The sequence below is a fragment of the Saccharopolyspora sp. NFXS83 genome (assembly GCF_026241095.1).
Taxonomy (GTDB): Bacteria; Actinomycetota; Actinomycetes; order Mycobacteriales; family Pseudonocardiaceae; genus Saccharopolyspora_C.
In genome coordinates this window covers 98,231-112,514 of the sequence record NZ_JAPFGB010000006.1, presented here as the reverse complement: position 1 = coordinate 112,514, position 14,284 = coordinate 98,231, and the positions used below count along the sequence as shown (strand labels likewise).

The following is a 14,284-nucleotide window of genomic DNA, read 5'->3' as shown; positions in this document are numbered from 1 at the left end:
AGCCCAAGGAGAATCGACCCGGTGACGAGGGAGCCGGTGAGCCTTGGCGAACTGCGAGGGCGGGTGCTGCTCAGCGGCCTCGCGGCCGGCGGCACGTCAGCAGGTCGCCCGCGAAGGACCGGTGCAGGTGGGAGGAGGATCGGTGACGGCCGGGAACCGTTGCGGTGCAACGGATTCCCCAGGCTCGTTCGCGGTCCGGATCTTTTCGGACGGCGATCGTCAGGACTTGCGCTTCCGGGCGGGTTTCGCCGGTTCCTCCGCGCGGCCCAGGTAGGTGAGCCGGGTGTGCTCGGTGTGCTCGCGCATCAACCGGGCGGCGCGGTCGCCGTCGCCCCGCTCGATCGCGTCGATCAGCGCGGCGTGCTCGTCCCAGGACTTCTTGCCGCGCGACCGGGCCACCGGCGTGTGGTACCAGCGGACCCGCCGGTGCACCTGATCGGCGAGCTCGCTCAGCACGCGGTTGCCGGACAGCTCGGTGATCCGCGCGTGCAGCGCTGCGTTGGCCCGCACCACGGCCTCGATGTCGTCGGCGCCCAGCGAGCGCACGCCTTCGGCGTGGATTTCGCGCAGCCCGGCCACGCCCTCCTCGGTGCGGTGCGCCGCCGCCAGCCGCGCCGACTCCGCCTCCAGCAGGGTGCGCACGCTCAGCAGCTGGTCGGCTTCCTCGTCGGTGGGGGTGTGCACGAACGCGCCGTAGCCCGGTCGCAGGTCGACCCACTCCTCCTTCTGGAGCCACTGCAGCGCTTCGCGCACCGGCTGGCGGGACACGCCCAGCAGCTCGGCGAGCTCCTTCTCGACCAGGTGCTTGCCGGGCTCCAGCTCGCCGGTCACGATCATCTCGAGGATCGCCTCGTAGACGCTTTCCCGCAGCGGCACCGGCCGTGCGACCTGACGTCCGGTCGGTGCGGGGGAGGAGGACGGCGGCATGAGCGGCTCCGCGGCTGTCTGAACGACGAATTCCTGCTGGTCAGGGCAGATTGTTCGGAGAATACAGTATTCGCCGCGTTCGGCGGGCGTTCCGCGTCCGGTGCGGCGGTACACCGACCCCCCGGGCGAAGGTGTCCGTCCTATGTGGACACGCTAGGCCGTTCGGCTGGCGCACCGGTCGAGGGGTGGACTCGGACTCGGCGGCGGCATACAACCGGAGATCGATGCGGGCGACGATCTCGACCGCGGCCGGAGGCGCTCATGGATGCGTGGTTTCCGTGGTGGGCGACGACGATCGGTGTCGCGGCCGTCGTGCTCGGCTGGGATTTCTTCCGGGCCCGGCGGAACCCGGGCGCCCGTGCCCCGGTGCAGTGGTGGCTCGGGCAGCTGGGGGTGACCGCCGCGCTGGGCGCCGCGTTCGCGCACGGCGGCTCCGGCGCCGAATTCCTCGCCGAATGGGCGGCATCGTGGTCGCGCTGCCTCGACCTGGTGGTGCTGCTCGCCGTGGGTGCGGTGGCGGTCGCGGAGACGCTGAAGTGGCACGTCGTGCTGCTCGCAGTCGGGTGCGCGCTGGTGCTGCGCGCGGTGCTCACGTTCTCGACCGGCGGTGGGCGCTGGCCGGTCGCCGTGTTCGGGGCGGCCGTGCTCGGCGCGGGCTGGTGGTGGTTCCGCCGAGCCGAGCACCCGGACCCGAGCGCGCCCGCGGCGCCCGCTCCGTGGCTGGTGCTGTCCGGAGCGGGCGTCGCCGGTGCCGTGTTCGCCCTGAGCGCGGGCCGCGCATCGCCGGAGCTCGGCGCGGCGCTGTGCTGCGCGGCGGTGCCCGCGTTGCTGGGCGCGCGGGCCGCGTTCGGCTTCGTGAACCGCGCGCTGCACCGGATGCCCGCGATCGTGCCCGCCGCGCTGCTGGCCTGCATCGGAGCGAAGGCGGTGCTGGTCGGCGTGCTCGCTCCGGCGGGCGCGGGCCTGCAGCTCGCGGTGCTGACGGCGCTCACCGCTGGAGCCGTGCTGGCCCTCGGCGCCCTCACCACCGTCCGCACCCGCATTGACCAGGCCCCGCGGGGCGAAGGCGGACCCGCGCGGGCGTAACCGGGCGGGGGCGCCGGTCTCCGGGGCCGGTGTTCGCGACAGAACGCGGCTAGCCGGTGGGTGCTCGCGGTGGGCCCGCCAGAGCTGCTTTGACCTCGCCGCTGAAGCGGTCGAGGATCTCGATGTCGCCGGCTTCGAGCCCGTCGAGGGCGATTCGTGCGAGCTCTTCGGGTTCGTAGAGGGCGTCTTGGGGAAGATCCATTCCCGTCTTCGACGCGAAGTCGAGCAAGGTTCGGGTGGCGATGAGTCCGGGCACGAGGGCGGCGACCTGGGTTCCCTGGCCGGCGAGTTCGAGTCGGACGCCGTTCGTGAGGCCCCACTCGGCGGACTTGGCGGCGGCATAAGCGGTGTTGCCGTCGACGGTGCTCCACGCGGCGGCGGAGAGGACGTTGAGGACGGCTCCGCCACCGTTGCGGGCCAGGATCGGGGCGAACGCGCGGATCATGGCGAGGGTGCCGTAGTAGTTGGAGTCCATCACCTCGCGGATGGAGTCGAGGTCGCCGGTCACCAGGTTGCCGCCCGCGGTGGACGCGGCGTTGTTGATCAGCACGTCGACGTCGCCCGCGAGTCTCGCCGCGGCGTCGACCGATGACTGGTCGGTGATGTCGAGGCGGATGACCTCGGCTCCCGGAACGTCGATGAGTTCGGGTCGGCGCGCGGTGGCGTAGACCTTCGCCTCGCGGTGCACCAGCTCGACGGCGATGGCGTGACCTAGCCCGCGATTCGCGCCGGTGACCAGCACTGTCGCGTCGTTCAGCTTCATGCGCCCTCCAGGGCGTGAGCCTGCGGGGATAGCAGGAGGTGGCTGATCGGTCATGTTCTTGAACGCGTCATCGCTCGCAGAAAATCCCGCCTCGGTGGTGGTCCGGATGCCGGGACGACGGCGTTGTCCGCTCGCCCGTCGAGTGCGGATGCGGCTCGCAGTCGTGAGCCGCATCCACCTCATCGGGCGGCACGAGGGAAGAAGGGGCCTCGACCCGGATCGGGGACCGGTGGAATCGAGGTTCGACGGCGGCCGGTCAGGTGTGCGCCGCGAGCGGGCCTCCGGTGCCGAAGGCGAGGTCCGCGAACCGGTGGCCGATGCGCTCGTGCGCGGCGGCGTCCGGGTGCAGGGCGTCGGGCAGCGGCAGCTCCGCCGAATCGGTCTCGCCGTAGAGCTCGCACCCGTCGAGGTAGTGCAGGTTCGCGTCGTCGTCCGCCCGTTGCCGCACGACGCGGGCGAGTTCGTCCCGGATGACGCGCAGCGTCAGCTTCCCGCTCGCGACCTCGGCCGGGTCGCCCGTGGCGGTGAACCGGAGCTCCCCGGCGCGCAGGGCGTCGAGGTCGACGGAGCCCGGTCCGGGGGTGTCCTCGTGGATGGGGCAGTGGATCGCGGAGACCACCAGCAGCGGCGTCGACGGGTGGCCTTCCCGGATGGTGTCGAGGAAGCCGTGCACCGCCGGGGTGAACGCGCGCAGCCGCATCAGGTCGGCGTTGACCACGTTGATGCCGAGTTTGACGCTGATCACGTCGGCGGGGGTGTCGCGCAGCGCGCGGGCGATGAACGGGTCGAGCAGGGCGTTGCCGCCGAAGCCCAGGTTGATCAGGTCGACTGCGCCGCGAGCGGCGGCCAGCGCGGGCCAGATCGTGCTGGGGCTCGCGGCGTTGGAACCGTGGCTGATCGAACTGCCGTGGTGCAGCCACACCGGGCGGTCGTTCGCGACGGGCTCGACGGGAGCGTCCGTGCGCAGCGCGACCAGTTCCGTGAGCTCGTTGTGCGGCAACCAGATCTCGACGACCTTGTCCCGACGGGGCAGGCCGGCGAACCGGGCGGTGCCGGTCGGGCCGGGACGGACCTCGCCGGAGCCGGTCGTCAGCTCGGCGGTCATGACGTTGCCGCCCGCTACGCTGGTGCTGTCGGCCAGGTCGCCGTCGATCAGCAGGTCGTACACGCCGTCCGGGCGCGGCGGCGCACCGGGGAACTCCTTCTTGGTGGGCACGGTGTCCAGCTCGATGACGGTGGCGCGGGTGCGCAGCACGAGCCGCACCCCCGACGGTTCCGCCTGCGCCACCAGCAACCGCTGGTCGGGGCACTGCGCGCGGGCCTGCGCGGGCAGGCGCAGCGGCGCCAGTCCGCGTTCGGTGCGCTCCAGTTCGATCGCGCCGCGCAGCAGTTCGGCGGTGATGGGCGTAGTGATCCAGCTCTGTTCGTCGTTCATGATCTCAATTCGAATTCGTCGGTTTTCGCAGGTGGCTCAGGATTCGGGCCAGTTGCGCAGGAGGGCGTCGAGGGCGTCGATGATCCGGCTCCAGGTCACCTCGGAAGCGGGGGCGCTGTGGCTGAACCCGCCGCTGGCCTCCAGGCTCACGTAGCCGTGGAAGACGCTGCCCAGCAGCCGGACCGCGTGCGTCTGGTCGTCTCCGTCGAGGTCGTAGCCGCGCAGGATCGCCCGCGTCATCTGCGCGTGCCGGACTCCGGCGCTGGCGGCGGCGGTCTCCTGGTCGAGCGGCAGCCGGGCGGCGGCGTAACGGCCGGGGTGCTGGCGGGCGTAGTCGCGGTAGGCGTCGGCGAACGCGGCCAGCGCGTCCTTGCCCGCGCGCCCGGCCAGGGCGGCGGCGACCCGGTCCGCGAGCTCCTCCAGTGCGAGCAGCGCGATGTTGGTCTTGAGGTCGTGGGAGTTCTTGACGTGCGAGTACAGGCTCGCGACCTTGACGTCGAACCGCCGGGCGAGTTCCGAGACGGTGACTTGCTCGAACCCGACCTCGTCGGCGAGTTCGGCCCCGGCGCGGGTGAGTCGCTCCGTGGTCAGTCCTGCGCGTGCCATGTGGACCATTATGCAGCAGCCTAATGCCTTTAGGCAAACGACTAACCGAATTTGCGGGCGTGGCCGGGTCGGAACTGGGCTGAACGAGTGAACCGTGAACACTGTTCACGATCAGCTGTTGTCCGGTCTGCGTGGGCTTCGTAGCTTGTGGCGCATGATCCGCTTGCTCGGCGCCGCCTGTGCGCTGTCCCTCATCGCACTCCCGCTGGCGCCCGTCGCGGGAGCCGCGCCGCAGCGGCCCGCTGACGATGCCGCGAGCCGCACGCTGACCCTCGTGCCCTCCGGGTCAGGAGTGTCCTATCGGGACGGTCATGGGCGGGAAGTGGTGCTGCGCGGCTACAACGTCTCCGGCGAGGTCAAGCTCGCCGAGAACGGCAACCTGCCGTTCGCCGACGCCGCCGACGCCCGGGAATCCGCCGCGGCGCTGCGCGAGCAGACCGGAGCGAACTCGGTGCGGTTCCTGCTGTCCTGGGAACGAGTGCAACCGGCTCCGGACCGCATCGACGAGCAGTACCTGCGCCAGGTCACCGAGCAGATCGCCGCGTTCGCAGACGAAGGCTTCTGGGTGCTGCCGGACTACCACCAGGACCTGTACTCCCGGCACCTGTTCCGCCCGGACAGCTGGTACAGCGGCGACGGCGCCCCGAAGTGGGTCGTCGACGGCGGCGACTACCCGCCGGAGAGCTGCGGAATCTGCTTCCACTGGGGGCAGAACATGATGAACAACCAAGCGGTCAAGCAGGCCAAAGCCGACTTCTGGAAGAACCGCCGCATCCCCACCCCGGCCGGTGAAGTCGGTGTGCAGGACGCGTTCCTCGCACAGGCCGAAGCCACCCTCGACCACCTCGCCGCGCACCTCACCGAAGCCCAGTTCCAGCGGATCCTCGGCTTCGACCCGATGAACGAACCGCACGCCGGGAACCTCGACGAGGGCCAGGACGCCGCGGCTTGGGAGCGCGACGTGCTGTGGCCGTTCTTCGAGCGGTTCCGCGCCGTCATGGATCGCACCGGGTGGCAGGACAAACCCGCCTACGTGGAACCCACCGTGTTCTGGAACAACAACGTGTCCTTCGTGAAGGAACCGGGCGGCTTCGAAGAGCTCGACGAGCTCGGCACCCGCTACGTGTTCAACTCGCACTTCTACCACGCCCTCGCCCAATCCGGCCTGTACGGCAAGGCGAAGGACGGGGAGAACTCCGCGGACTTCGCCGAGATCCGGGACCGCGCCGCCGACCTGGGCACCACCGGATTCGTCTCCGAGTTCGGCCACCCGCTGGGCGGGAACACCGCCGACAAGTTCCCGACCGTCATGAAGGGCATCTACCAGGCCATGGACTCGCGGCTGTCCGGCGCGGACTGGTGGAGCGCGCCCGCCGAATCCGGGTCGGTGCTGTCCGGAACGCAATGGCAGTGGGACATCTACCACGACCGCCACCACGAGGCGATGAACGGGAACCCCGACAAGATCCAGACCGAGGCCGACGGGTGGAACGGGGAGGACTTCTCCGCGGTGGGCCGCGACGACACCGGCACCCTCGGCCTGCGGGCCGACCCGCGGGTCCTCGACCGGCTGTACCCGCGAGCGGTCGACGGCACGACGGTCGCGTTCACCTACGAGGACCGCTCCCGCGACGGCGACCGGACCCTGACGTGGAACCGGATCCCGGAGGACATGCCCGCGTTGCGCGAAGTCGTCGGCGACGGCCAGTTCGGCGTGCTGGTGTGGCGCGACGGACCGGGCACCGCGCCGACGGAACTGCACCTGCCGGAGAGCTTCGGAGCGCAGAACACCACGGTGCTCTCCGACCTCGGCGACGCCGCGCGGCGCCACGACGACCGCTTGCTGCTCACCGCTCCCGAAGCGCCGGGCACCGTGCACTACGCCCTCGTCGCCAACGGTCCCGACGTCCCGGCCCCCGACCGCCTCGCCGAAGCCCGCGCCGAACTCGACAGCTGGGCGGCGACCAACCTCCGCTGACCGACCGGCCACGTCCAGCAGCCAGGTGAACGGCCCGTTCGTCCAACCGGATTGGACGAACGGTCCGTTCACCCACGCCCGCAACCCCTCGGACAGCCGTGCTCGACCCCGGGCACCGATGGGTGAACGGCCCGCTCGTCCAACGAGATCGGACGAACGGTCCGTTCACTCCGATCCGGAACCCGTCCGCGCCCCTCGGACGGCCGGGCTCGGCGCGGGGGTGGGATGAGTGAACGGCCCGTTCGTCCAACCGGATCGGACGAACGGGCCGTTCACTGCGATCGGAGCCGCTGAAGTCGCGGGCGTGGGCGGGCGTGTCGTACGGGGTGGGGGTCCGCTGGGCGCGGGGAGCGGCTCAGCCGGTGATCTCGGCGGCGATGGCCTTGCCCAAGTCCTCGGTGCTCGCGGTGCCGCCGAGGTCCGGGGTGCGCACGACACCGGCCGCCAGCACCGATTCGATCGCGCGGACCACGTGCGCGCCCGCTGCCGCCTCGCCGAGGTGGTCGAGCATCATCGCCGCCGACCAGACCTGCCCGATCGGGTTCGCGATGCCGCGCCCGGCGATGTCCGGAGCCGAACCGTGCACCGGCTCGAACGTGGACGGGAAGCGCCGTTGCGGGTTGATGTTGCCCGACGGAGCCACGCCGATCGTGCCGGTCACGCCCGGCCCGAGGTCGGAGAGGATGTCGCCGAACAGGTTGCTGGCCACCACCACGTCGAACCGCTCCGGCGACATCACGAACCGCGCGCACAGGATGTCGATGTGGTCCTGGTCGACGGCCACGTCCGGGTGTTCGGCCGCGATGGCCCGGAACCGCTCGTCCCAGTAGGGCATCGAGTGGTAGATGCCGTTGGACTTCGTCCCCGAGGTGACGTGCGGTTTGCCGATGCGCTCGGCGAACTCGAACGCGTAGCGCAGGATCCGGTCGGTGCCGTGCCGGGTGAACACCGCCGTCTGCAGCACCATCTCCGCGGGCGTGCCCTCACCCTGGCGCCCGCCGAGGCGGGAGTACTCGCCTTCGGTGTTCTCCCGCACCACCCAGAAGTCGATGTCGCCGGGCTGCTTGTCCCGCACCGGCGGCGTCACCCCGGGCAGCAGCCGAACCGGCCGCAGGTTCACGTACTGGTCGAACTCGCGCCGGATCGGCAGCAGCAGCCCCCACAGCGACACGTGATCGGGCACGCCGGGATGGCCGACGGCGCCGAGCAGGATCGAATCGTGGTCGCGCAGCCGGTCGAGGCCGTCCTCCGGCATCATCCGGCCGGTCGCCCGGTAGGTCTCGCAACTCCAGTCGAAGTGCCGGAAGGTGAACGCGAGGCCGTGCTCGCCGGCCACCGCGTCGAGCACCCGCAGCGCCTCCGGCATCACCTCGTTGCCGATGCCGTCACCGGGCAGGACCGCGATCTCGTAGCTGGACATGCCGCCATCCAACGCCGCTCCGCCCGGCCGCGTCCAAGACCGGCTGCGCATCCGGCTGATAGGCGGCGCTTATCTCCGCAGCGCCGAGTCGAGGAAGCGCTGCGCGGCGGGGCTCAGCGGCGCCGGTCGGTGGATCAGCGAGATCCGCAGCTCGGCCGCCGGGTCCAGGTCGAACACCCGTGCTCCGCTGCCGCGGGCGAACTCCGCCCAGCCCTCGGTCAGCACCGCCACACCCGCGCCCCGCAGCACCAGCGGCAGGATCGCTTCCCGGTGCGCGGTCTCCACCACGATCCGCAGGTCCACGCCCTGCGCGATGATCTCGTCGACGACGTGGCGCATCCGGTTGCCCTGCGGTGAGGTGATCACCCGCTGCCCGGCCAGCTCCGCGCGCCCGACCGCCGCACGGGTCGGTTCCCACGGCCCGTCCGGGCCGGTGACCACGACGAACCGCTGCCGCTCCACCAGGTGTTCGCGCAGGCCTGGCAGCGCGAAGTCCTCGGCCGCGCCGATCAGTCCCAGTTCGCTGCGCCCACCGCGCACCATGTCCGCCGCCTCCGGCGCCGTGAACGCGGGCTGCACCGACACCAGCACGCCGGGGTCGGCCTCGTGGAACCGGCCGATCATCGCGGTCAGCGGTTCCACCGACTGAGAGGGCAGTACCGCCACCTGCACCCGCCCCGTGCGCAGGCCCTTCACGGATTCGACGGTGGCGCGCGTGGTGTCGAGGTCCCGCAGCACCTGCCGGGCGGGTTCGAGCATCGCCCGGCCCGCCTCGGTGAGCACCGCGCGCCTGCCCAGCCGGTGGAACAGCGCGACCCCCACGTCCCGCTCCAGCGTGCGCACCGCCTGCGACAGCGAGGGCTGCGCGACGTGCAGGCGTTCGGCGGCCCGGTGGAACCCGCCCTCGTCGACGATCGTGACGAAGTACTCCAGTTGCCGCGCGTCCACCGTGCCTCCTCGTCTCCCGGCCGCCGTGCTCCGTGCGCATCTTCCCGCCGGAGTGCGATCCGGGCGAGGACCGGCTACCAACGGGACATGGACGCCGGTGCCGCGCTGCGGGAGATCGCATTCTGGCTGGAACGGGCGGACGAGCCGACCTACCGGGTCCGCGCGTTCCGCCGGGCGGCCGACGTCGTCGCGGCGCACGACGACGTGGCCGCGCGCGCCGAATCCGGCCGGTTGACCGCGCTCACCGGCATCGGCAAGACGACGGCTCAGGTGATCGAGCAGGCGGTGCGCGGGCAGATCCCGGACTACCTGGCCAGGTTGCGCGCGGACGCCCCCGAACAGCGGGAAGGTCGTGCGCTGCGGGCGGAGCTGCGCGGCGACTGCCACACCCACTCCGACTGGTCTGACGGGGGCAGCCCCGTCGAGGAGATGGCCCGCACCGCGCGGGGCCTGGGGCACGAGTGGATGGTGCTCACCGACCACTCGCCGCGGCTGACCGTGGCGCGCGGGCTGAGTATCGAGCGGTTGCGGGCGCAGCTGGATCTCGTCGCCGAGCTGAACGCGGCGCTGGCCCCGTTCCAGATCCGCACCGGCATCGAAGTCGACATCCTCGACGACGGATCCCTGGACCAGGACCCGGGCGTGCTCGCCGAGCTGGACCTCGTGGTCGCCAGCGTGCACTCGAAGCTGCGGATGGGCGCGCGCGAGATGACCCGCCGGATGTGCGCGGCGGTGGCGAACCCGCACGTGGACGTGCTCGGGCACTGCACCGGCAGGTTGCGCTCGCGACGTCCGCCGTCGGAGTTCGCCGCGAGCGAGGTGTTCCGCGCGTGCCGCGACCACGGCACCGCCGTCGAGATCAACTCGCGGCCGGAGCGCCTGGACCCGCCGATGGCGCTGCTGGGCGAGGCGTTCGAGCTGGGTTGCGACTTCGCCATCGACTCCGACGCGCACGCCCCCGGTCAGCTGGACTGGCAGATCCACGGCTGCGCCCGAGCCGAACGCTGCGGCATCCCGGCGGCTCGCGTGATCAATTGTTCGCAGGAGCCGCCCAGAGTCGCGTAGTGGGTCGCTCAGCGGAACCTCAGCGGCTTCCTCGCTGCGGGATCATTTTTCCTCGTGGCTCCGCCACGAGGAAAATGCTGTCGTCGCGAGGAAACCGCTGAGAACCCGCCGGTGGTCGTTCTGCGTGCGCGGTCGCTGCTCAGGGGCTTCGCCGCTGACAAGACGTGGATCAAAAGGACTCGGCGACTACCTTGCGGCTGATCGTTACCCGCTTGGCGCGGGTTCCTCGGGGTCAGGCGACCTGGAAGGAGCGTTTCGCCAAGCCCATCCAGTAACCGTCGATGGTCTGGTCCGGCGGGGCGTCGTTGCTGGTCGCCGCGCCGAGCGTGACGAACATCGGGGCGAAGTGCTCGGCGGTCGGGTGCGCGTAGGGCATGCCGGGGGCGCGGGCGGTGTACGCCGCCAGCTCGTCCACGTCGCCGCGGGAGAGCGCCTCCCCGGCCCACAGGTCGAACTCCTGCGACCAGCCGGGAGCCGCGGCGTTCGGGTGCCACTCGGTGAGGAACGGCAGGCCGTGCGTGGTGAACCCGGAGCCGATGATCAGCACCCCCTCGTCGCGCAGCGGACGGAGCCGCCTGCCCAGCTCCAGCAGCTTTTCCGGCGCCAAGGTCGGCAGCGACATCTGCAGCACGGGAATGTCCGCGTCCGGGTACATCACCGTGAGCGGCACGTACGCGCCGTGGTCGAGCCCGCGGTCCGGCTGGTGGGCGACGGGTTCGGTGTCCGGCATCAGCGCGGCTACCTGCGCGGCGAGTTCGGGCGCGCCGGGGCTGCGGTACCGGGTGCGGAAGTAGCGCTCGGCGAACCCGCCGAAGTCGTAGGTCAGCGGCACGCCGGTCTCGGTGGCGCCGAGCATCAGCGGCGCGGACTCCCAATGCGCGGAGACCACCAGGATGGCCCGCGGGCGCGGCAGGTCACCCGCCCAGGCGGCGAGCTGCGAGGTCCACAGCTCGTCGTCGACGAGCGGTGGGGCGCCGTGGCTGAGGTAGAGCGCCGGCATCGGCTCGGCGTGCGGGGTGGTCATCGCGGCCTCCTTGCTTGAAGCTTCAAATAACAGCCTAGGCAAAGGTGCATGACGCTTCAAGCGGTCTGGTTAGACTGGCCGGGTGGACGAGCCGAGGTGGTTGAGCGAGGACGAGCAGACGTCGTGGCGCCAGCTCGCGATGCTCATGACCTTGCTGCCGCCCGCCCTCGACGCGCAGCTCCAGCGCGATTCGGACCTGACCCACTTCGGCTACTGGGTGATGGCGATGCTCTCCGAGCGGCCCGAGCGCTCGCTGCGGATGAGCGACCTCGCCGCCCGCGCCAGCGCCTCGCCCTCGCGGGTCTCCCACGTGGTGGCGCGGCTGGAGAAGAACGGATGGGTGCGCCGCGCCCGCTCCGACCGCGACGGCCGCAGCAACCTCGCCGAACTCACCGACGCCGGATACCGCAAGGTCGTCGAGGCCGCACCCGGCCACGTCGAACGAGTGCGGGACCTCGTCCTGGACGCGCTCACCAGCACCCAGGTCCAGCAGATGGGCGAGATCTGCGGAGCCTTGCTCCGCAGGATCGACCCCGACGGCCGAATGGGCACCCGTCCGTTGACGGACTGATCGGCCTGGTTTCGTGGCCCGGGCGGTCGGGTGGCGGAACTTCGGCGGTCTTCGCGCTGCGGGAGCATTCCACCAGCGGCTCGGTCGCGAGAGAGTTGCCGTCCTCGCGAGAAGAACGCCGAAGACCCGCGGGTGGTCCGGTTGCTCTGGTGGTCGTCGTTCAGCGGCTTCGCCGCGGGACGGGACGGGAGGGGCTCAGCCGATTCCCGATGGCCGGCCGAGCCCCTCGGGTCAGCGGGTGGGGGCTGCCGGTCGTGCTGTGCGGTGGCCGTTCTCGGTGGTCTCGGGCTGCTGGGCGAACTGGGTGCGGTAGAGCTCGGAGTAGAGGCCGCCCCGGGTGAGCAGGTCCTGGTGGGTGCCTTGCTCGGCGATGGTGCCACCGGAGATCACCAGGATGCGGTCCGCCTCGCGGATCGTGGACAGGCGGTGCGCGATGACCAGCGCGGTCCGCCCGGCCAGCGCCGTGGACAGGGCCTGCTGCACGGCGGCTTCCGACTCCGAGTCGAGGTGCGCGGTGGCCTCGTCGAGCACCACCACCGGCGGGGCCTTCAGCAGCAGCCGGGCGATCGCCAGGCGCTGCTTCTCCCCGCCGGAGAGCCGGTAGCCGCGGTCGCCGACCACCGTGTCGAGCCCGTCCGGCAGCTCGTCGACCAGGTCCTGGAGCTGCGCGGTGCGCAGCGCCGCGATCAGGTCGTCATCGGAGAGCCCCGGTCGTGCGTAGGACAGGTTCGCGCGAATCGTGTCGTGGAACAGGTGCGGGTCCTGGGTGACCACGCCGACCGTGGAGTACAGCGAGCGCAGCGTCACGTCGCGCACGTCGTGCCCGGCGATGCGGATGGCGCCCTCGTCCACGTCGTAGAGGCGTCCGGCGAGGTTCGTGATCGTCGTCTTGCCCGCGCCGGAATGGCCGACCAGCGCGATGGTCTGGCCCGGCTCGGCGCGGAAGGTGATGTCGTGCAGCACGTCGTGCGCCGGTGCGTTCTCCGGGCGGGCGACGGATTCCAGCGAGGCGAGCGAGACCTCGCTGGAAGCGGGGTAGCGGAACGAGACGTCCGCGAACTCGACGGCGGCGGGTTCGGATCGGGAACCGAGCTCGACCGCGTCCGGCTTCTCCTCGATCATCGGCCGCAGGTCCAGCACCTCGAAGACGCGGTCGAAGCTCACCAGCGCCGTCATCACGTCCACGTGCACGTTGGACAGCGCGGTCAGCGGGCCGTAGAGCCTGCTCAGCAGCGTGGCCAGCGCGACGAGCGTGCCGAGCTCGAACGCCCCCGACACCACCAGGCCGCCGCCGAGCCCGTACACCACGGCCGTCGCCAGCGACGCCAGCAGCGTCAGCGCCACGAAGAACACCCGGCTGTACATCGCCGACACGACGCCCAGATCGCGGACCCGCGCGGCCCGCGAGGAGAACAGCCCGGCCTCCTCGTCGGTGCGGCCGTAGAGCTTGGCGAGCATCGCGCCGCCCACCCCGAAGCGCTCGGTCATCAGCGAGCTCATCTCGGCGTCGGTCTTCATCTGCTCGCGGGTGATGCGCTGCAGCTTCCGGCCGACCCAGCGCACCGGCAGCAGGAACGCGGGCAGCAGTGCCAGCGCGATCAGCGTGATCTGCCAGGACAGCGTGAACATGGTGGCCAGCACCAGCACCAGGCTCAGCACGTTCGACACGACCGAGGACAACGTGCTGGTCAGGGCGCGCTGCGCACCGATGACGTCGGTGTTGAGCCTGCTGACCAGCGAGCCCGTCTGGGCTCGCACGAAGAACGCGACCGGCATCCGCTGCACGTGGTCGAAGACCTCGGAGCGCAGGTCGTAGATCAGGCCTTCCCCGAGCCGCGCCGAGTACCAGCGCTGCAGCAGCGACAGCCCTGCCTCGAGCACGGCCACCAGGGCGACGGCCAGCGACAGCCACACGACCACGCCCATGTCGCGGGGCAGGATGCCGTTGTCGATGATCGCTTTGAACAGCAGCGGGGTCACGATGCCGAGCACCGCGGCCAGGGCGACCAGCACCAGGAACGGGATGATGTCCCGCAGGTAGGGCCGGGCGTAGCGCATGATCCGCCGGGTGAGGCCGCGCGCGAGGCGCTGGCGGGTCACCGACTCGTCGCTGGCGAAGGAGCGCATCGTCTCCCAGCTGACGCCGGTGGGGGTCATGGTGGTGGTTCCTCTCGGTGAGCGGCCCGGTTCGGCGGCGGGCCGGTGCGGCGACCGGTTCGGGGCGGTCCCGCGGGGTGTGCCGGTTCCGGTGGTGCGGTGTCCGGCGTTGATCCTGCGACTTCGCGTTAACTCGAAGTCAAACACGCCGCGTGCGACGGGTGTTCCCCGCGGAAGTCGGTCGATCTCGACGGCGCGAGCCGGGGCGGTCGCTGGGGCCGGTCACGGTGCCCCGATGCGCCGTCCGGCGGCTCCTAAAAACCCTTGTGCGTCAAGTGTTTTCGGGCGTGCGCCCCTCAATGAC

The 14,284-nt window shown here is 71.3% G+C and carries 12 protein-coding genes; 4 read left to right on the top strand and 8 right to left on the bottom strand.

All coding sequences use genetic code 11. The features are described from left to right. Nucleotides 1–219: 219 nt before the first annotated feature. Nucleotides 220–927: a GntR family transcriptional regulator gene (locus tag OOZ19_RS08720; RefSeq protein WP_266089524.1), complete on the bottom strand. Its 708-nt coding sequence runs from the start codon at nucleotides 925–927 to the stop codon at nucleotides 220–222. A gap of 261 nt (nucleotides 928–1,188) precedes the next feature. On the opposite strand from OOZ19_RS08720, the gene OOZ19_RS08715 reads away from it, so the two are divergent. Next, the gene (locus OOZ19_RS08715) at nucleotides 1,189–2,013 is read left to right on the top strand and encodes a hypothetical protein (RefSeq protein ID WP_266089523.1); all 825 of its coding nucleotides are present in this window, start codon (nucleotides 1,189–1,191) and stop codon (nucleotides 2,011–2,013) included. A gap of 49 nt (nucleotides 2,014–2,062) precedes the next feature. Here the strand turns inward: OOZ19_RS08715 and OOZ19_RS08710 are convergent, their stop codons facing one another. The 3 genes from OOZ19_RS08710 to OOZ19_RS08700 all read right to left on the bottom strand — a co-directional run bounded on the left by OOZ19_RS08710 (nucleotide 2,063) and on the right by OOZ19_RS08700 (nucleotide 4,817). Further along, entirely contained in the window at nucleotides 2,063–2,776 is a 714-nt protein-coding gene (locus OOZ19_RS08710) for an SDR family NAD(P)-dependent oxidoreductase (protein WP_266089522.1), read from the bottom strand. A 256-nt stretch (nucleotides 2,777–3,032) separates the two neighbouring features. After that, the gene (locus OOZ19_RS08705; protein WP_266089521.1) at nucleotides 3,033–4,211 is read right to left on the bottom strand and encodes a GDSL-type esterase/lipase family protein; all 1,179 of its coding nucleotides are present in this window, start codon (nucleotides 4,209–4,211) and stop codon (nucleotides 3,033–3,035) included. Between the two features lie 36 nt (nucleotides 4,212–4,247). After that, the gene (locus OOZ19_RS08700) at nucleotides 4,248–4,817 is read right to left on the bottom strand and encodes a TetR/AcrR family transcriptional regulator (RefSeq protein WP_266089520.1); all 570 of its coding nucleotides are present in this window, start codon (nucleotides 4,815–4,817) and stop codon (nucleotides 4,248–4,250) included. Between the two features lie 154 nt (nucleotides 4,818–4,971). Here OOZ19_RS08700 and OOZ19_RS08695 point away from each other — a divergent pair, with 154 nt between their 5' ends. After that, entirely contained in the window at nucleotides 4,972–6,795 is a 1,824-nt protein-coding gene (locus tag OOZ19_RS08695; RefSeq protein ID WP_266089519.1) for a cellulase family glycosylhydrolase, read from the top strand. A gap of 355 nt (nucleotides 6,796–7,150) precedes the next feature. Here the strand turns inward: OOZ19_RS08695 and OOZ19_RS08690 are convergent, their stop codons facing one another. Beyond that, complete coding sequence (locus OOZ19_RS08690; RefSeq protein WP_266089518.1) at nucleotides 7,151–8,215, bottom strand: tartrate dehydrogenase; 1,065 nt, start codon at nucleotides 8,213–8,215, stop codon at nucleotides 7,151–7,153. Between the two features lie 69 nt (nucleotides 8,216–8,284). Next, on the bottom strand, nucleotides 8,285–9,163 hold the full coding sequence (locus OOZ19_RS08685; protein WP_266089517.1) for a LysR family transcriptional regulator: 879 nt from the start codon (nucleotides 9,161–9,163) through the stop codon (nucleotides 8,285–8,287). Between the two features lie 87 nt (nucleotides 9,164–9,250). On the opposite strand from OOZ19_RS08685, the gene OOZ19_RS08680 reads away from it, so the two are divergent. After that, entirely contained in the window at nucleotides 9,251–10,228 is a 978-nt protein-coding gene (locus tag OOZ19_RS08680) for a PHP domain-containing protein (protein ID WP_266089516.1), read from the top strand. 232 nt (nucleotides 10,229–10,460) lie between these two features. On the opposite strand, the gene OOZ19_RS08675 is transcribed toward OOZ19_RS08680, so the two are convergent. Then, nucleotides 10,461–11,252, bottom strand: a complete 792-nt coding sequence (locus OOZ19_RS08675) for a dioxygenase family protein (protein WP_266089515.1) — start codon at nucleotides 11,250–11,252, stop codon at nucleotides 10,461–10,463. 82 nt (nucleotides 11,253–11,334) lie between these two features. Between OOZ19_RS08675 and OOZ19_RS08670 the strand changes: the two genes are divergently transcribed. Continuing rightward, nucleotides 11,335–11,823 carry a MarR family winged helix-turn-helix transcriptional regulator gene (locus OOZ19_RS08670; protein WP_266089514.1) on the top strand — a complete coding sequence of 163 codons (489 nt, stop codon included), beginning with the start codon at nucleotides 11,335–11,337 and terminating at the stop codon, nucleotides 11,821–11,823. Between the two features lie 231 nt (nucleotides 11,824–12,054). On the opposite strand, the gene OOZ19_RS08665 is transcribed toward OOZ19_RS08670, so the two are convergent. Next, entirely contained in the window at nucleotides 12,055–13,980 is a 1,926-nt protein-coding gene (locus OOZ19_RS08665) for an ABC transporter ATP-binding protein (protein ID WP_416309411.1), read from the bottom strand. Between the last annotated feature and the right edge of the window lie 304 nt (nucleotides 13,981–14,284).